General features: G+C 37.9%; 17 protein-coding genes. 10 read left to right on the plus strand and 7 right to left on the minus strand.

Going from position 1 to position 17,275, the window contains the following annotated elements:
* Positions 1-26: 26 nt before the first annotated feature.
* From porL to BCL90_RS11150, 4 genes are all read right to left on the minus strand, one after another.
* Positions 27-833 carry a type IX secretion system motor protein PorL/GldL gene (gene porL, locus BCL90_RS11135; RefSeq protein ID WP_121284042.1) on the minus strand — a complete coding sequence of 269 codons (807 nt, stop codon included), beginning with the start codon at positions 831-833 and terminating at the stop codon, positions 27-29.
* 38 nt (positions 834-871) lie between these two features.
* Positions 872-2,197 (minus strand): T9SS ring complex lipoprotein PorK/GldK, encoded by a 1,326-nt coding sequence (gene porK, locus BCL90_RS11140; protein ID WP_121284043.1) that lies wholly within the window; start codon positions 2,195-2,197, stop codon positions 872-874.
* Between the two features lie 182 nt (positions 2,198-2,379).
* Positions 2,380-3,150 carry a uroporphyrinogen-III synthase gene (locus tag BCL90_RS11145; RefSeq protein ID WP_121284044.1) on the minus strand — a complete coding sequence of 257 codons (771 nt, stop codon included), beginning with the start codon at positions 3,148-3,150 and terminating at the stop codon, positions 2,380-2,382.
* Positions 3,151-3,163: 13 nt separating this feature from the next.
* Positions 3,164-4,141 carry a DUF4271 domain-containing protein gene (locus BCL90_RS11150; RefSeq protein ID WP_121284045.1) on the minus strand — a complete coding sequence of 326 codons (978 nt, stop codon included), beginning with the start codon at positions 4,139-4,141 and terminating at the stop codon, positions 3,164-3,166.
* 263 nt (positions 4,142-4,404) lie between these two features.
* Here BCL90_RS11150 and hemW point away from each other — a divergent pair, with 263 nt between their 5' ends.
* The 6 genes from hemW to BCL90_RS11180 all read left to right on the plus strand — a co-directional run bounded on the left by hemW (position 4,405) and on the right by BCL90_RS11180 (position 10,094).
* Complete coding sequence (gene hemW / locus BCL90_RS11155; RefSeq protein ID WP_121284046.1) at positions 4,405-5,538, plus strand: radical SAM family heme chaperone HemW; 1,134 nt, start codon at positions 4,405-4,407, stop codon at positions 5,536-5,538.
* Positions 5,539-5,636: 98 nt separating this feature from the next.
* Complete coding sequence (locus tag BCL90_RS11160; protein ID WP_121284047.1) at positions 5,637-6,419, plus strand: SDR family oxidoreductase; 783 nt, start codon at positions 5,637-5,639, stop codon at positions 6,417-6,419.
* Positions 6,420-6,732: 313 nt separating this feature from the next.
* Complete coding sequence (locus tag BCL90_RS11165; protein ID WP_121284606.1) at positions 6,733-7,284, plus strand: fasciclin domain-containing protein; 552 nt, start codon at positions 6,733-6,735, stop codon at positions 7,282-7,284.
* A gap of 305 nt (positions 7,285-7,589) precedes the next feature.
* The gene (locus BCL90_RS11170; RefSeq protein WP_121284048.1) at positions 7,590-8,375 is read left to right on the plus strand and encodes a DUF3050 domain-containing protein; all 786 of its coding nucleotides are present in this window, start codon (positions 7,590-7,592) and stop codon (positions 8,373-8,375) included.
* 127 nt (positions 8,376-8,502) lie between these two features.
* Entirely contained in the window at positions 8,503-9,381 is an 879-nt protein-coding gene (locus tag BCL90_RS11175) for a cupin-like domain-containing protein (RefSeq protein ID WP_121284049.1), read from the plus strand.
* 98 nt (positions 9,382-9,479) lie between these two features.
* Positions 9,480-10,094, plus strand: coding sequence for a sugar O-acetyltransferase (locus BCL90_RS11180; RefSeq protein WP_244094991.1), 615 nt, complete (start codon positions 9,480-9,482; stop codon positions 10,092-10,094).
* A gap of 153 nt (positions 10,095-10,247) precedes the next feature.
* Here BCL90_RS11180 and BCL90_RS11185 read toward each other — a convergent pair whose 3' ends face one another.
* The gene (locus tag BCL90_RS11185) at positions 10,248-10,793 is read right to left on the minus strand and encodes a hypothetical protein (RefSeq protein WP_134380423.1); all 546 of its coding nucleotides are present in this window, start codon (positions 10,791-10,793) and stop codon (positions 10,248-10,250) included.
* A 13-nt stretch (positions 10,794-10,806) separates the two neighbouring features.
* Complete coding sequence (locus BCL90_RS11190; RefSeq protein ID WP_121284051.1) at positions 10,807-11,232, minus strand: YybH family protein; 426 nt, start codon at positions 11,230-11,232, stop codon at positions 10,807-10,809.
* Positions 11,233-11,325: 93 nt separating this feature from the next.
* On the opposite strand from BCL90_RS11190, the gene BCL90_RS11195 reads away from it, so the two are divergent.
* The 4 genes from BCL90_RS11195 (at position 11,326) to BCL90_RS11210 (ending at position 16,390) form a co-directional block, all read left to right on the plus strand.
* Positions 11,326-12,207 (plus strand): carbohydrate kinase family protein, encoded by an 882-nt coding sequence (locus tag BCL90_RS11195; protein WP_121284052.1) that lies wholly within the window; start codon positions 11,326-11,328, stop codon positions 12,205-12,207.
* A 164-nt stretch (positions 12,208-12,371) separates the two neighbouring features.
* The gene (locus tag BCL90_RS11200) at positions 12,372-13,469 is read left to right on the plus strand and encodes a vWA domain-containing protein (RefSeq protein WP_121284053.1); all 1,098 of its coding nucleotides are present in this window, start codon (positions 12,372-12,374) and stop codon (positions 13,467-13,469) included.
* Between the two features lie 99 nt (positions 13,470-13,568).
* Entirely contained in the window at positions 13,569-15,056 is a 1,488-nt protein-coding gene (locus BCL90_RS11205) for a P-loop NTPase family protein (RefSeq protein WP_121284054.1), read from the plus strand.
* Positions 15,057-15,148: 92 nt separating this feature from the next.
* Positions 15,149-16,390 (plus strand): metallophosphoesterase, encoded by a 1,242-nt coding sequence (locus BCL90_RS11210; protein WP_121284055.1) that lies wholly within the window; start codon positions 15,149-15,151, stop codon positions 16,388-16,390.
* 175 nt (positions 16,391-16,565) lie between these two features.
* On the opposite strand, the gene BCL90_RS11215 is transcribed toward BCL90_RS11210, so the two are convergent.
* Positions 16,566-17,255: a response regulator transcription factor gene (locus BCL90_RS11215; RefSeq protein WP_121284056.1), complete on the minus strand. Its 690-nt coding sequence runs from the start codon at positions 17,253-17,255 to the stop codon at positions 16,566-16,568.
* Positions 17,256-17,275 lie beyond the last annotated feature (20 nt).

The raw sequence follows: 17,275 nt of genomic DNA on the forward strand, positions 1-17,275 counted from the left end.
TCTTTAAAAATTAAAAACTAAACAAATTATACACGAGGGCTATTCATAGCCGATAACATATTGCCATAAATTGCATTAAGCGATGACAGGTTTTTAGCCAGCTTATTCACCTCTTCTTTAAACTGTTTAGAATCTTCCATCGATTCGTTGAAGTTTTGCATGGTTAATGATAAGTTTGAATAGAATTTATTCATCGATTTTAGATGCGCGCTAGAATCTTGTAATTCCAGTTCGTAAACAGCATTTAAAGCCGATAAGTTCTTAGCCAAATTGTTAACCTGATCGTGGTAAGCCTGAGAATCTACATTACTTTCGCCCATTGCTTTTAAATTAGCCGTAGCTTTTTCAAAAGATGCACTTAAATTATCAAAACCAGCTGATGCTGTTTTAATCTTACCTGTAAATTCGTTCGTTGCAGTAGATGCATCAGCAACATTAGAAATCGTTGCTACCTTATCACCAAAAGTACGCAAGCCAGCACCCAGGCTTTCGATCAATTCCGGACCAATTTTAGCATCAGACAACATTTTATCTAAAGCTGCTGTATTGGCTGGTGCAACCGCTGCAACAGGCCTGGCTGAAGCCGTTGGTAATTCTCCTTTAAAATCTGCTTGTAGCTCAGGGTAAACTCTTTCCCATGCTGGTTCTGGCTCTGGCGGGAAGAAACCTGTTAAAAAGAACAATAAAGCCTCTACTCCTAGACCAAAGCCTATAATTAAATTTGCCCATGATCCACCAAAATGCGTAATTTTAAATAACGCTCCGATAATTACAATACTTGCTCCCCATGAAATCGCTACGTGTAACCAGCCTGGTTGTTTCTTTGCTGCCATAAATTTTGATGTTTTTCTTTAGTTTTTTGTTGTTCGGTTTAACGTCTTAAATCGGTGCCAGGGTAAGATGAAACGCACCTGAAACCTATATATGACCTTTGTGTATCCTGATATTCGTATGTCGCTACGGCGTTTTGAAGAAAATAACCTGTATCTTTCCAGGAACCGCCTTTAACAACTTTACGTTTTTTGTATTTGCTGTCGGTTGCACCGGCATCATAAGTAAAGTTAGGGTTCAGGTCATGTAATAGTGGGCTGGCACCTTTGTTATATGCAGTTAAAGTCCATTCGGAAACGTTACCTGCCATGTTGTACAAACCATAATCATTTGGGAAGTATGATCTCACGCCTACGGTATAAATACCACCATCGCTCGAATAATCACCACGGCCTGGTTTAAAGTTAGCCTGCAAACATCCTTTTGTATTCCTGATGTAAGGACCTCCCCAAGGATATTTGGTTTTGGTATTACCGCCTCTAGCAGCATATTCGAATTCTGTTTCAGCAGGTAATCTATAATCTGACCTTGATCCTGCTGGCAATTTTCTTGCTGTAGCAACTCCATCGTACAATCTTGTTCTCCAGTGAGAGAATGCTTTTGCCTGCTCCCAGCTTACACCAACTACAGGATAATCATCGTAAGAAGGGTGGTTGTAGTAACCACGTACCATAGGATCGTTTTGTGAATAAGAATAATCTGTTTTCCATACCATTGTATCTGGGTAAATAGCAACGGTATAACGATCGATATAATCCTGGCGCTTGCTATTTGGATCTTTGTGTCCAAGAGCAGCTTTCTCCATATTTAATTCAGCATAAGAATATTCGAATTTACGAACATCTAATTCTTTCTTGCCTGGAAGGGCATCCAAACCTGAGTAATACATCCCATCTAACTGGCTAACCTGAGCAGCAGCAACACCCCTGCCTCTATTACGCCAAATGTTGGCACCGTTTGGCCCAACCTTTTTCCAATCGATATATTTATTTCCACCTAAAGCAGCTGCAGCATTTCCCCTTGGGGTAACCATAAATTGTTGCGGATTGCCCATCATCACAATTGCAATCGAATCGCGTACCCAGTTGGTAAACTGGCGGTATTCTGCGTTGGAAATTTCAGTCTGATCCATGAAGAATGCACTAATGGTAACCATTTTACTTGGCCCATTCTGAGAGAAAGTAATATCTTCATCCGAACCTCCTAGCGGGGTATGTCCTGGTGGTACATAAACCATTCCTGATGGGATTCTATTGTTTTTAAATTTTCGGTTATAAGCGCCAACCAACTCACCTTGACCACCCTGGCCACAGCTCGCCAGCATTACAGTTATACCTACAATAGCTAGAAGGTAGATTTTCTTCATATTTTTATAGTGTGCATAGCACGATTAGGAGCAATTTTATCAAAAATCACTGAAATTATCTATAAAAGCAAATTTTAAATAAAATGAACAACTTTATACGTTTTCCTACAATATGCGTAACTCTTATTAACAATGAAAGTTACGCATTTATTGTGTCGACTTATAATAAATTGCTTATCGTATTATTTATTAGATATTTTAATATAATTTTCAATGGCCATTGTCATTGATGGAACGCCTGGGGTTGGCGCAGCAATATCCACTATCAAATCCATATCGGTACAAGCTTTACTGGTATTGGTTCCAAAAGCAGCAATCCGGGTGTTATTCTGTTTAAAATCGGGGAAATTTTTAAACAACGATTGAATACTTGATGGGCTAAAAAACGCGATAACATCGTAGAATACTTCAGCTAAATCAGATAGATCGCTTACTACGGTCTTAAATAAAACTGCAGGTGTAAAATCGTATCCGCTTTTTTCCAAAAACTTCATGGTGTCTTCGGTAGCCATATCAGAGCAAGGATATAAAAACTTTTCGTTTGCATGCTTCTTTAACACCTCTGCTAAATCAGCTGCAGTTTGTTTACCAAAAAAGATTTTACGCTTTCTGTATTGGATATACTTTTGCAAATACAAAGCAATGGTTTCAGAAAGACAGAAATATTTTAATTCTGCCGGCACCTCATAACGCATTTCTTCACAGATTCTAAAAAAATGATCTGCGGCATTACGGCTGGTAAAAATCACTGCCGTAAAATCAGCCAGGTTAATCTTATCCTTTCTAAAGTCTCTTGCTGGTACACCTTCAACATGAATAAAAGACCTGAAATCAACTTTTAAGTTGTGTTTTTTGGCCAAATCGTAGTAAGGAGATTTTTCTGTTTCAGGTTTTGGTAAAGTAACCAAAATACTTTTTACTTTGCGGATTCTAGAGTCGTTCTTTTCTTGCATTTTCCTTTTCCTGCTACAGTCCTATCGTTTTAATTAGTATTAAGACGGGACATATTTCGAGGGCGCAAAAGTACAAAAATAAATGCATTTTAGAAAACTTATTGTTAGAAAGTATCGTTATACCAGCCCGCAAAAGCTGAAATGTAAAAATGATGCCTAATAACAAGAATGCCAATACGATATAAACTGAACCATATTTAAGTGGTGATAGGGCAAAAGCAACCACTAAAGGAATAAACAGTAATGAGGCATTGAAGTAGCTGAGGTATAAAATTGAGATATATTCGCCTACCGGTTTCTGCACATTAAATAAGTAACCTAAAAAGCGCAGGAGGATTAATTTTAGCGCATAAAAAACAATTATAGTAATGGATATACTAAAGAAAAATTTAAATCCATCTTTAGCCTGATACATATCATTCCACTGGGCCACCAGAAAAAAGAACATCCCAAAAACAAACCCAAACTGCACAAAAAGCAACAAAAATGGCCATGAGCTAAAGAGGTTATCTTCTTTATTAATATTATTCAAAATCCTGTTACTGAAAAATGACTGAACGATTGCCGATAGCTGCTTCGAAAAAGCATTTTTTAGAATCGCAAAGATGATGAGCATACCAAAAATAAAGCCCAGCAAACCCACGTTTCCCTTAGGGATTTTTGTACCCAACTGGTAAGGATTAGCTTTTTTCTTTAAATGCTGGTATTTCTTGTGCCATGCCCATAAATCCAGTTTTGGAGAAAGATATTCCTTTTCAATAGTATCTAAAAGTGCACTTTTATTAATTAAACGATCAGGAAGTACCCAGGTGTGGCGAATTAAAGAATCAGTAGTAAACTTCTGTTTGGCCAATGTTGCAGAATCAGGTCGATATCTTCGATATTGGTATTGATTTGCAGCTACACTATCAGTTTGAACAGGAATTTCTTGTGCTCCTACAAAATGAGCAACGCATACAAACGCAAACAAAAAGAAAATAAATTTCGGCATGCTGTAAATCAAAACTTAAGGATGCAAAAGTAGTCGAATAATCATGGTTTACCTAAAGAAAATAAATGGATTAATGAAGAACTTACTTTAGGAACAATGACTACACGCCTAATAAGCATTTAAAAAGTAAAGCTATTACTTGACAAAAACAATCCAAAAGTAAAGCTATTGCTTTACTTTTTATGAATTAGTAATTTATAGCCCTAATCACCGATCATATATTATGACAATAAAGAAAATTTAACTTCGCTATCTTTGCATCAATGTCTGGCATCTATATCCATATTCCTTTCTGTAAAAAGGCTTGTCACTATTGCGATTTCCATTTCAGTACCTCATTAAAATATGCTGACGAAATGGTGGAGGCTATTTGCAAAGAAATAAAAATGAAAAAAAACCGGATTAGCGGTCAGGTTGGAAGCATTTATTTCGGTGGCGGAACACCCTCAATTTTATCTCAGGTGGCTTTGCAAAAAATTTTTGACGCCATTAACCATACTTTTTCGGTTGACGCAAACGCTGAAATTACCATCGAAACCAATCCAGATGATTTAACCGCGCAGAAGTTAAAAGAGCTAAAGCAATTACCGGTTAACCGCTTTAGTGTGGGCATTCAATCTTTTTACGATGAAGACCTGATCTGGATGAACAGGGCGCACCAGGCCCAAGAAGCGGAAGACTGCATCAGGAGAAGTCAGGATGCCGGTTTTGAAAACTTAACACTCGATTTAGTTTATGGTTACCCTTTGCTTACGGATCAAAAATGGCTGAACAATATCCAAAAGGCAATTGAGCTTGAGGTTCCACATATTTCGGCCTATGCCCTAACGGTAGAACCCCGGACAGCTTTAGCCCATGCCATTAAAAATAAAAAACAAACACCCGTAAGCGATAACCAAAGTGCTGCTCAGTTTGTAATTTTAATGGATAAACTGATTGACGCCGGATTTGAACACTACGAAATTTCAAATTTTGCTAAGCCAAACCACTATGCCGTGCACAACACCAATTATTGGAAAGGCGTAGATTATATCGGCATAGGTCCATCGGCACATGGCTTTAATGGACAGAACCGTTATATGAACCCTGCTAATAATGCCTTGTACATGGAAACATTGGGTAATGGCAAGCTTCCTGAAATTGCTGAAGAACTGAGTTTAAATGACAGGTTTAATGAATACATCATGACTTCGCTCAGAACCATGTGGGGAACTGATTTACAAAAAATAAATGCCGATTTCGGTAAAGATTTTTTGGAAGAGACAAAAGATAATCTTAAAAATTTCGAAGATAAAGACTGGCTGATGATTGATGGCGATAAGATTTGTTTAAGTCAGAACGGAAAATTGTTTGCCGATCATATTGCTTCGGAATTATTTATTGTAGGGAATGAATGAGTGAATTGAGAAGGCTTGAATTAGAGAATGACTGATTTAGCGATCAAAACAACATTCACTCATTCAAAACTCAATCATTCAATAATTAATTAAAATATATGTCAAAAATTGTATGGATTACAGGTGCATCATCAGGTATTGGCGAGGCCCTGGTATATGAATATTTTAAAGCAGGCGACAAACTGATTATTTCAGGAAGAAACCGCGACGAATTGTTCCGCGTTAAAGGAAACTGTCAAAATTCGTTTAATGTCCACGTTCTCCCATTCGATTTAAGTGAAACAACTACACTCGAAAACAAAGCTACCGATGCCATCCGTATTTTTGGTAAGATAGATCTATTGATCAATAGCGGAGGTGTGAGCCAGCGAAGTTTAGCCTTAGAAACCAACCTGGAAACTGAACAACAAATTATGAATACCAATTTTTGGGGAACAGTTGTACTCAGTAAAGCGGTTTTACCCTTAATGATAGCCAACGGCGGTGGACAGATCGCTGTAATTAGTAGTCTTGTTGGGAAATTCGGCACGAAATTGCGTTCTAGTTACGCAGCATCAAAACATGCCCTGCATGGTTATTTTGATTCGCTCCGATCAGAAGTTTACGACAAAAACATTGATATTACGATTATCTGCCCAGGATTTATTAAAACCAATGTAACCTATAATGCACTCACCGCAGATGGGAAGCCATTAAATATCATGGGCGAAGCACATGAAAATGCGATGACACCTGCCAATTGTGCCAAACAGATTGTACAGGCCATCCACAATAAAAAAGAAGAAGTTTACATTGGTGGAAAAGAAACAAGAGCGGTTTTATTGAAACGTTTTTTTCCAAATATTTTTTCTAAAAAAGTAAGAACGGCGAAGGTGAATTAGCGGGGAGCGTTTTGCGGTTGGCGTTTAACAGCGATTTTCAAAAGCACTATGGATCGGTCAAATCGCGGGTCAAGTTAAGAACAGACCTTTGTTAAATAAACCCGGATTGAAGCGGTTTCGATTCTTCATCGAAAGTAGTGAAAAGCGGGGCTGCTCTTCCCAAAGAACCACAACAGCACCTTTACAAATCAAAAAAACAAAAATTAACAATCTCATAATCAATCAATTAAATAATAATTTTCATTTCTAAAAACCAAGTATCTGTAATCCGTCGTAAATGGAACCAAATAACAGAAACTTAAAATTAGAAATAATGAAAAATTTAATCTTATCCGTATTCGCCGTAATTACAATGGCATTCACAACACAAGTTTACGCTCAAAAAAATCCAATGGTTGGTGGCGCAGCCATGTATTCGACTAAGGATATTGTAGACAATGCTGTAAACTCAAAAGACCACACTACTTTGGTAGCGGCAGTTAAAGCAGCTGGCTTGGTAGAAACTTTAAAAAGTGCTGGTCCTTTTACTGTTTTTGCACCAACAAATGCTGCGTTTGATAAACTTCCTGCAGGAACTGTAAACAACCTGGTTAAACCAGAAAACAAAGCAACCCTGACTAAAATTTTAACTTATCACGTTGTTGCCGGTAAAATGGATAGCAAAGCAATTGCAAAAGCAATTAAAGCTGGCGGTGGCAAAGCCGAACTTACAACAGTAGAAGGTGGTAAACTTTGGGCTTGGATGGAAGGTAAAAAACTAGTTCTAAAAGACGAAAAAGGTGGAATGAGTACTGTAACCATTGCAGATGTTTACCAGAAAAATGGTGTAATCCATGTGATTGATACTGTTTTAATGCCGAAATAACATTTAAATATATCCTTATCATTAGCACAAACGTTCTGGCGAAAGTCAGAACGTTTGTGCTTTTATATTAAAAAGAGGATTAAGCCAAGCCTCTTTTTAATTTAGAAAAAATATTGACTAAATTTTTCATCATTAATTACTCGGGATAAAAGGTTGTATAACTTAATTTTACCGCGTAAATTCGCAGACTTTTTGGTAGCTACTATCAATATAAGTACCTACAGCAAAAAGAATAGAAGCGAACGATTAAATTGGGTGATGAGGTTTGGATTCCAAACTCAACACTCCATACACCAAACTTAAGTATGCATTCCAATATTATAAAAATCCAAAAAGAAATAGAGCCACTTAGGCAAGAGATTATTAACCATAAGGTTTATTCGGCAATTAGTGAACTGGAAGACCTCCGCATTTTTATGGAACACCATATTTTCGCAGTTTGGGATTTTATGTCGCTGCTTAAAGCCTTACAAATTAATTTAACCTGTACTACCTTACCCTGGTTCCCGGTAGGAGATCCTGTTACCAGGCAACTCATTAATGAAATTGTAGCGGGCGAAGAATCTGATGTGGATGCTAACGGAGAAATAAAGAGCCACTTCGAACTCTATCTGGATGCAATGAATCAATGCGGTGCCAATACGAAACCGATCAATACCTTTTTACAGGAACTAAAAAACGGAAAAAGCTTTAATGAGGCTTTTGAAATTGCCGGGGTACCTGCAACTGCAAAGGATTTTGTTAATGCCACTTTCGAAACCATTAACAGTGGAAAAACACATTTACAAGCTGCCAGCTTTACCTTTGGCCGTGAAGATTTAATTCCAAACATGTTTTTTAGCATGGTAAATGACTTGAATAGCACGCAGGCTGACAAAGTTTCAATCTTTAAATATTACCTGGAGCGCCATATAGAAGTGGATGGCGATCACCATAGCCATTTAGCACTCTCCATGACGGAGAAGCTTTGTGAAAAAGATGAAGCCTTTTGGACTGAGGCAGAAGAAACCGCAAAACAGGCATTACAAAAAAGGATAGACCTTTGGGATGCTGCTTATGCTGAAATTGTTAAAAATAAAGTTGAAGCCTAATTATTAAATTGTTAAGTATTTGCTAATTTAGATTACGTGATTTTAGTCACATTTACCTGCTAACATCAATTTTGTAAAATAAAATTTACACATTTGTTGTTCGGCACAAATAACCGATTTTAAGCGCATGAGTTTCATTTTAAAACCTGTTGATATCGTTGAGAGCATCACTCCCGAAGATTTTAAGAAAAATTATCTGAAAACCAAACGTCCGTTAGTAATCAAAGGCCTAACTAAAGATTGGCCTGCCAGAGAAAAATGGACGACTGAATATCTAAAAGAAATTGGTGGCGAGCTTGAAGTTCCACTTTACGACAACTCCAAAGCCGATCCGTCAAAACCAATTAACGCTGCTACAGCACACATGAAATTTGGCGATTACCTTGACTTAATCAAACGTGAGCCAACCGAACTGCGTATATTCTTTTTTAACCTGTTTAAAAAAGTACCTAGTTTAATCAATGATGTAAAAATCCCTAAAGATTTAATGGGTGGCTTTATTGAAAGTATGCCTGCCATGTTTTTTGGTGGTTCTAACTCGGTAACGTTTTTACATTACGATATCGATTTACCACATATTTTCCATACCCACTTCGGTGGCAGGAAACATATTATTTTATTCGATAACAAATGGAAAGACAGATTGTATTGCCTGCCAAATGCAACATACGCTTTGGAAGATTACGATGTGGCCAACCCTGATTTCGAAAAATTTCCGGCACTAAATGGTGTTGAAGGTTATGAAGTTTTTTTAGAGCATGGCGATACTTTATTTATGCCAACCGGAATGTGGCACTGGATGAAATATCTGGATGGTTCATTCTCACTTAGTTTAAGGGCCTGGGACCAATCGATTACACGTAAAGTGGCCAGCGTTTGGAGTTTATTTACACATGGTGCAATTGACAGTTTGATTAAAATGACTTTCAAAGAAAAATACGCCCATTGGAGAGAGAAAAAAGCAGTTAAAATAGCTGAAAAGGCTTTAGCCAAAGGCAGACCGTAAAAACATTAAAAATTAAAATACAACGGGGCATTGGTAACAATAGCCCCGTTTTTGTTATTATTGCGAATCACAGTGCAAATTAAGAAATCAGATTACGAATGGATACCAATATACTTACTGAAAAACAAAAAATGCTGGCAGGCAAAGCTTATCAGGCTGGAGGCGAAGAACTTTCGAAAGAAAGATTAAAAGCCCGTGAAATTGTTTTCGAGTTTAATAACCTTGCACCAAAATTTATCAAGCAGCGAAAAGAATTACTAAAAAGATTGTTCGGAAAAACAGAAAGAATGTTCTACGTTGAGCCTCCATTTAGATGTGATTACGGATATAACATCGAAATTGGCGATAACTTTTATGCAAATTTTAACCTTGTTATTTTAGATTGTGCCAAGGTAAGTATTGGTAACAGCGTTTTTATTGCACCAAATGTAGCCATTTATACTGCCGGACATCCAATGCATGCGCATTTAAGAGATCAGGAATACGAATGGGCACAAGAAGTTACCATAGGCAACAGTGTTTGGATCGGTGGAAACGTAGTAATTAATCCGGGTGTCAAAATTGGGTCTAATGTGGTTATCGGATCAGGAAGTGTGGTTACGAGGGATATTCCGGATAATGTATTCGCCGCAGGAAACCCATGCAGGGTAATCCGCCAGTTAACAGATGCAGATAAAGATTATTATTATAAGGATTTTAGGTTGGGCGAGTAAATAATCGTCACCGTTTGCAACGGGGATGCATGAGAAGGGCGATTTTATCGCCCTTAAATACTGCTACAGCATTAAAATACTCAACTTGCCAGTCGCAGTTAAAAATAAGGACATATTTAGATTAATTGTCCAACTTTAATTATTAATAACCTCTCAATAATCTACCTTAAAAGAGCTGATCATCGAATCGACTAGCTTTTGATGATTCTTAGCTTCTATTGCTTCGCCAAAGAACATGAAAGAATAGGTTTTACCTTTGAGTTTAAAAAGAGTGATACTCCCAATATTTCTATTTGCTATGATTGAGGTTTCAAAACCAATCCTAAGCACTTCTTTATTTCCAATTTTAATATTGCGAGCGGTATCGAGCAATCCAAAAGCTATCTTTCTTTGCTGATAACTACTTCTGCAAGAACGAATGGTTTTTTCCAGGAATGAGTTTAGATTAAGGTCTTTATTAATTTCCGTCAAAATCAGATAAGCATCCTTGCTTAAGGGCTCATCATTTTCCGCGGAGATCAGGCGAATACCTTTTGCCCCTTCAACCGCCCTGTCTTTTTTTATTTTCCAATATTTGTTGGGTAACATAAAACTCAGCCCGCTTTTTTTATAAAGTACAGGTTGATCTTTACGACTTGAAGAGTAATTGCACGAAGCAAACAGTAGCAAAGAGATGATAACTCCAAATATATTTTTCACTTGTAAATACTGCTTATGAACTATGATCGGCAACTACTTTCCATTCGCCTTTAATCTTTTTAATTAAGAGGGTAAAATAACCTTTAAGTTCGTCTTTTTCGCGTTTAACATTCCAGCTACCCAATACAAAAGCCAGATCAGGGTTTAAAAAATCTACCTTTTTTATGCCAAACACTAAAAAACCCATAGCAGATTTATCCGGATAGCCTTTTTTATAATTATCAAGCGTTTTTTGCCAGCCGTAAGTTGGTCCGCTTTTACCTACAAAAAGTAAACTATCTGATTTTTCATAGCCCTGCATAAAAGCTTCAACATCTCCTTTGTTCCAGTCAGTACGTTGCTTTTCGAGCAAATTAAGTATGGCCTGTTTATCTTTGTCATTTTGAGCAAAAGCGCTAAAGGAAACTAAAAACAATGCAATTACAAGTATTTTTTTCATGGTTAATTGAGTTGAGGTAAAAATTAAAGATATGAAACAAATTATTTTGTTCAATGCGTAAAAATTCTTTATTTACATATCTATAAATCTTCTATGCAAAATAAAGTAATCACGATTGGCGAAATACTATGGGATGTTTTTCCAGAAGGCAAAAAAGCTGGCGGCTCGAGCATGAACGTTGCGCTTAATTTACACAAACAAGGGATAGAGAGCCGCTTTATTAGTGCCATAGGAAATGATGAAAACGGCAAAGAACTATTCAATTTTCTAGCCGGCAATCATTTTGCAACAGATTTGATCCAAGTTAACCATGAATTACCAACCAGCACAGTGGTGATACAGCTGGACGAAAATCATCAGGCTACTTATACCATTAAACAACCCGTAGCATGGGATGAGATCAAAATCACAGAGGAAAACACATTAGCTGTAAAACAGGCAGATGCATTAGTATATTGTAGTTTAACCTGCAGGGAAGAAAAATCTAAAAAAACCATTCTGGCACTTTTAGAAAATGCCAGGACCAAAATATTCGACATCAATCTCCGGGCTCCTTTTTATTCAAAAGAATTAATTGAGGAGCTGTTGGCAAAAGCAGATATCCTTAAAATAAACGAGGATGAAATTGTTTGGGTAAAAGAAACATTTGGTTTAACGGGAAATACTGATGAACAGTTGTTAAAACAGCTTTCCAGTCAGTTCAATATTGAAATCATCTGCCTGACATTAGGTGATAAAGGTGCTTGTGTTTTAAAAGAAGGCAAACTGTTTAAACACCCTGGTTACAAGGTACAGGTGGCCGATACTGTTGGTGCAGGAGATGCCTTTTTAGCCACATTTATTGCCTGCTACCTGCAAGGTTACCCCATGGAAACCACTTTGGATAATGCCTGCAAAGTTGGCGCATTTGTAGCATCGCAGCCTGGTGCAAATCCTGAATATAATAAAAAGATTTACCACATGGCGCTGGGATAAGATCTTTAGGTTTTTGAAAAAGGTCAGATCAGCTGGCAATTTTTAGTTTAGACCTCGCAGGTTTTAAAAACCTGCGAGGTCTTTGCGTCGCACCAAATATGACACCGCGCTTAAATTAATGCAAATCGAAACTTTTATCTTCGATAAATCGTTAATATAAGCACATGAGAGGTTTTCGTTTTTCTGATTATAAGCCGGGCGACGCGCCAAAGGGTGGGTTTGATGAGTTGCTGAAATTATTCAGCGAACTGCTGAATTATACAGCCGGAGATGCGGCGGAGGCTTTAAGCTGGCTGAACGAGCTCGACAAACAATATAAATTAACCAATAATGATTATGGCATCGGTAATTTTATAGACGATCTTAAAGACAAAGGTTATCTTACGGAAGACAATCAATCCGGAGAGTTTAAAATTACGGCCAAAACCGAGCAGACCATCCGCAAGTCTGCCCTAGACGAAATTTTTGGCAAACTGAAAAAATCTGGTCGCGGTAACCACAACAGTAACCAATCTGGTATTGGCGAAGAGAAAAATGCGGATAGGCGGGAGTATAGTTTTGGCGATAGTTTAGACCAAATTGATATGACAGCCTCTATCCAAAATGCTCAAATAAACCATGGAATAGGCGATTTCACATTAACCGACAGAGATTTGGAGGTAGAGGAAAAGGATTTTAAAACTTTAACTTCTACGGTATTGATGATAGACATTTCGCATTCCATGATATTATATGGCGAAGACCGCATTACCCCAGCAAAAAAGGTTGCCATGGCTTTAGCCGAGCTGATTAAAACGAAGTATCCTAAAGATACTTTAGATATTGTAGTTTTCGGAAATGACGCCTGGCCGATTAGTGTTAAAGACCTGCCTTATTTACAGGTTGGCCCTTACCACACCAATACTTATGCAGGATTAGAATTGGCTGCAGATTTACTCCGCAGAAGAAAAACCCATAATAAACAGATTTTCATGATTACGGACGGAAAACCAACCTGTTTAAAGGAAAATGGCAAATACTATAAAAACAGTATGGGTTTGGATAGAAAGGTAATTAACAAAACCCTGAACATGGCGGCGCAATGTAAGCGTTTAAAGATTCCAATTACGACATTTATGATTGCGAAAGACCCTTACCTGCAACAGTTTGTGCGCCAGTTTACAGAAATTAATGGTGGCAGGGCTTTTTATAGCTCGTTAAATGGCTTGGGAGAGTACATCTTTGAAGATTACATTAAAAATAGAAGAAAAACTGTAAAATAGTCGAAATTCTTTAGTCCGAAGTCGGAAGATATAGTGCAATCGCTAATTATCCAAGCCTCGGACCTCAGACTTTTCGGACTTTCAGATAAATAAAAAAAAATGCAAGAAAAAACATTAGGCGAATTAAAAACTACAGGATATAAATCAAGATCGGTAAAAGAAGAGCTCAGAGAAAATCTGATTAAAGTCCTGCGTGATAAAAAAACAGAATTCGAAGGCATTATCGGTTATGATGAAACCGTAATTCCTGAGCTGCAAACGGCCATTTTATCGCGTCATAATATTTTACTTTTGGGCTTACGCGGGCAGGCAAAAACACGTATTGCCCGTTTAATGGTAAACTTACTGGACGAATATGTACCGTATGTTGCCGGAAGTGAAATTTTTGATGACCCGTTGAACCCAATTTCATGGTATGCTAAAAACGAAATTGCCACAAAGGGTGACGACACCGAAATTGCCTGGTTGCACCGCAGCGAAAGGTATACTGAAAAACTGGCGACACCAGATGTTACGGTTGCCGATTTAATTGGCGATGTTGACCCTATAAAGGCCGCTACCCTAAAGTTAACCTATAATGATGAACGTGTAATCCACTTTGGTTTAATTCCACGTGCACACCGCAGCATTTTCGTGATTAATGAGCTACCCGATCTACAGGCACGAATCCAGGTGGCATTATTTAACATGTTACAGGAAAAAGATATCCAGATCCGCGGTTTCAAATTGCGTTTGCCTCTGGATATCCAGTTTGTATTTACTGCAAACCCTGAGGATTATACCAACCGTGGAAGTATTGTTACGCCGCTAAAAGATAGGATTGAAAGTCAGATTTTAACTCACTACCCAAAGACTGTCGAAATTTCGCGCAAAATCACCTTCCAGGAAGCCAGATTAACAGCTGATCAGAAAGCCAATATCGAGGCTGATGGATTGGTGAAGGATTTGATAGAGCAGATTGCTTTCGAAGCCCGTAAAAGTGAATATATCGACCAGAAATCGGGTGTATCGGCAAGATTAACGATCTCTGCTTATGAAAATTTAATCAGCACTGCCGAGAGAAGAATGCTGATCTCAGGCGAGAAAAATACTTTTGTACGTTTATCTGATCTTGCAGGAATTATCCCGGCCATAACGGGTAAAATAGAACTGGTGTACGAGGGAGAACTTGAAGGACCAGCTCACGTAGCAACAACCTTAATAGGCAAGGCAGTTAAAACCTTATTTGCCCGTTATTTCCCCGACCCTGAAAAGGCAAAGAAAAGTAAAACGGCAAATCCTTATACTGAAGTAACTGAATGGTTTACTGAAGGTAATAATGTTGATGTTACAGATACTTTAACCAATTCGCAATACAAGAAGGCATTGATGCTGGTACCGGGCTTATACGATCTGGTCAGGAAATTTCATCCCAAACTTAGCGAAAACCAGACGCTGCTCTTAATGGAATTTGTATTACATGGTTTAGCCGAATATTCACAATTGAGCAAAAACTTTTTAAATGGTGGCTTCGGCTTTTCTGATATGTTTGGCAGTTTATTTAATGCCGAATTTGACGAAGAAGAGGATGAAGACGATTTCAGATAATATTGAATTTCTCTAATTTGATTAGCTTTGACAAATTCTTCCCCTAAAGAAGAATCTGTCGAAGCTTTTTTATTTACAAACCCGAATATATAATGGGAAGATTACCTTTCATCATTGCAGCCTGCATACTCATTACAGCCTTTGATATTTATTTTTTTAAAGCCATTGTTTCAGTTTTTAAATGGAAACCAGGAACAAAAAAAATCTTCGGTATTTTATATTGGAGTTATAGCGTTTTGTTAATTATTGGTGTTTTCGCAGGAATTTACCTTAATCTTTTCCTTACGCTTAGAGCCATCATTCTAGTCGCTTTCTTTTTAACAGTAGCCTGTAAAATGGCGATGCTGCCATTTCTAATTCTGGATGATTTACGAAGATTATTCATCAAACTTTTCAGAAAAAAACAAATCATAAAAGACCAGCCAGTTAGCGAGGCAGAACCAATATCACGTTCACAATTTTTGGTAAAAGCAGGCTTAGTTGCCGCTGCAGTTCCTTTAACCTCTTTAAGCTGGGGCATTATTTCTGGTGCTTATGATTACCAGGTGAGAAGAGTTAACTTAATTCTTCCTAATCTGCCAAAGGCATTTGATGGCATTACCATGGGGCAAATTTCTGACATTCATTCGGGTAGTTTCTACAATAAAACCGCAGTTAAAGGCGGGGTGGAAATGTTATTAGGAGAAAAGCCTGATTTTATCTTTTTTACCGGAGATTTAGTAAACAACCTCACCAACGAAGTAAGGGATTACCAGGATATATTTTCGAAAGTAAAAGCACCACTCGGTGTATATTCATCATTAGGCAACCACGATTACGGTGATTATTATTTTGGGAAGGAGTCATCTCCTGCAAAGGTAAAAAACCTGAAAGATATGGTTGATGTACATAAAATAATGGGTTACGATTTATTGATGAACGAAAACCGCAGACTGAAGGTTGACGGAGAAGAAATCGGCATTTTAGGTATTGAAAACTGGGGAATGGGCCGTTTTCCTAAATATGGAAAAATGGAACTGGCGGTTCAAAACACGGATGATTTACCGGTTAAACTTTTGCTTAGTCACGACCCATCGCACTGGCGCGGAGAGGTTTTAAAGAAATATCCGCAAATAGACGCCATGTTTAGTGGCCACACGCACGGCATGCAGTTTGGCGTTCGATTAAAGGAGATGCAATGGAGCCCGGTCCAATACATTTACAAAGAATGGGCAGGTCTATATCAGGAGCAAAAACAACAGCTTTACGTTAATGTAGGCTACGGTTTTCTGGGTTATCCGGGCAGGGTTGGGATTTTACCTGAGATAACTATATTTACCCTTAAAAGGGCATAGTAAATAAAATTCGTCATTTCGACTGAAGTGCAACGAAATGGAGAAATCTATAAAAGAGATTTAAGCAAATCACCTTATAGACTTCTCCACTAGGTCGAAATTCATAGTGGTGTCAGATGTTACCATCTGACACTCATTTAACAGTCAGATGGCAACATCTGACGGCACAATGTAATTATCCCGCGTTAAAGCGATAACCTACCCCTCTAACCGTTTGCAGCAACTGTGGATTATCAGGATTCAATTCTATTTTTTTACGCAAGCGCACAATATGCATATCAAGCGTACGGGTGTTTACATCAGAGTTGTAACCCCACACCACCAACATTAATTCATCACGGTTGATTACTTTGCCTGGATTACGCAGGAAATAAAGGAGGATGCGGTTTTCCAATATCGTTAATTCGATTTTCTTTCCATCCCTAAACAACGTATGAATGTTAGGATGATGTTCCATATTGCCAAAACGGTGAATTTCGGCCGAATCCTTATTTACGATAAACTTCACCTTGCTCTCCAACATGGCTACCAAAACATCCATATTAAATGGCTTGGTGATGTAATCAGATGCACCAAAATTATAAGCATCAATTTTATCTATATCCTGGGCCTTTGCGGTCATCATAATCACCAGGTTTTCGAAACCTTGCTTGCGCACATTCTCACAAACCTCTCCTCCCTGTTTGCCAGGCATCATCCAATCCAATAAAACAATATCAGGCTGATCGGCTAAAATCATCCTTTCACCAGCTTCACCATCATTTGCTTCGAGCACAGTATATCCTTCAGCCTTTAAACGGTGGGCTACCAGAAAGCGAAGATTTTCATCATCTTCTACGATTAATATTTTTACTTCTTTAGACATTTATGTGTGTTTACATTGTA

This window comes from Pedobacter alluvionis (assembly GCF_003664035.1).
GTDB lineage: Bacteria > Bacteroidota > Bacteroidia > Sphingobacteriales > Sphingobacteriaceae > Pedobacter > Pedobacter alluvionis.

Excerpts from the sequence above, each read along its gene's own strand:
- BCL90_RS11210 (WP_121284055.1), top strand. The coding sequence starts at position 15,149 with ATGGGAAGATTACCTTTCATCATTGCAGCCTGCATACTCATTACAGCC.
- BCL90_RS11195 (WP_121284052.1), top strand. The coding sequence starts at position 11,326 with ATGCAAAATAAAGTAATCACGATTGGCGAAATACTATGGGATGTTTTT.
- porL (WP_121284042.1), bottom strand. The coding sequence starts at position 833 with ATGGCAGCAAAGAAACAACCAGGCTGGTTACACGTAGCGATTTCATGG.
- hemW (WP_121284046.1), top strand. The coding sequence starts at position 4,405 with ATGTCTGGCATCTATATCCATATTCCTTTCTGTAAAAAGGCTTGTCAC.
- BCL90_RS11215 (WP_121284056.1), bottom strand. The coding sequence starts at position 17,255 with ATGTCTAAAGAAGTAAAAATATTAATCGTAGAAGATGATGAAAATCTT.
- BCL90_RS11150 (WP_121284045.1), bottom strand. The coding sequence starts at position 4,141 with ATGCCGAAATTTATTTTCTTTTTGTTTGCGTTTGTATGCGTTGCTCAT.
- BCL90_RS11175 (WP_121284049.1), top strand. The coding sequence starts at position 8,503 with ATGAGTTTCATTTTAAAACCTGTTGATATCGTTGAGAGCATCACTCCC.
- BCL90_RS11180 (WP_244094991.1), top strand. The coding sequence starts at position 9,480 with ATGGATACCAATATACTTACTGAAAAACAAAAAATGCTGGCAGGCAAA.
- BCL90_RS11190 (WP_121284051.1), bottom strand. The coding sequence starts at position 11,232 with ATGAAAAAAATACTTGTAATTGCATTGTTTTTAGTTTCCTTTAGCGCT.
- BCL90_RS11170 (WP_121284048.1), top strand. The coding sequence starts at position 7,590 with ATGCATTCCAATATTATAAAAATCCAAAAAGAAATAGAGCCACTTAGG.
- BCL90_RS11200 (WP_121284053.1), top strand. The coding sequence starts at position 12,372 with ATGAGAGGTTTTCGTTTTTCTGATTATAAGCCGGGCGACGCGCCAAAG.
- BCL90_RS11165 (WP_121284606.1), top strand. The coding sequence starts at position 6,733 with ATGAAAAATTTAATCTTATCCGTATTCGCCGTAATTACAATGGCATTC.
- BCL90_RS11145 (WP_121284044.1), bottom strand. The coding sequence starts at position 3,150 with ATGCAAGAAAAGAACGACTCTAGAATCCGCAAAGTAAAAAGTATTTTG.
- BCL90_RS11205 (WP_121284054.1), top strand. The coding sequence starts at position 13,569 with ATGCAAGAAAAAACATTAGGCGAATTAAAAACTACAGGATATAAATCA.
- BCL90_RS11160 (WP_121284047.1), top strand. The coding sequence starts at position 5,637 with ATGTCAAAAATTGTATGGATTACAGGTGCATCATCAGGTATTGGCGAG.
- porK (WP_121284043.1), bottom strand. The coding sequence starts at position 2,197 with ATGAAGAAAATCTACCTTCTAGCTATTGTAGGTATAACTGTAATGCTG.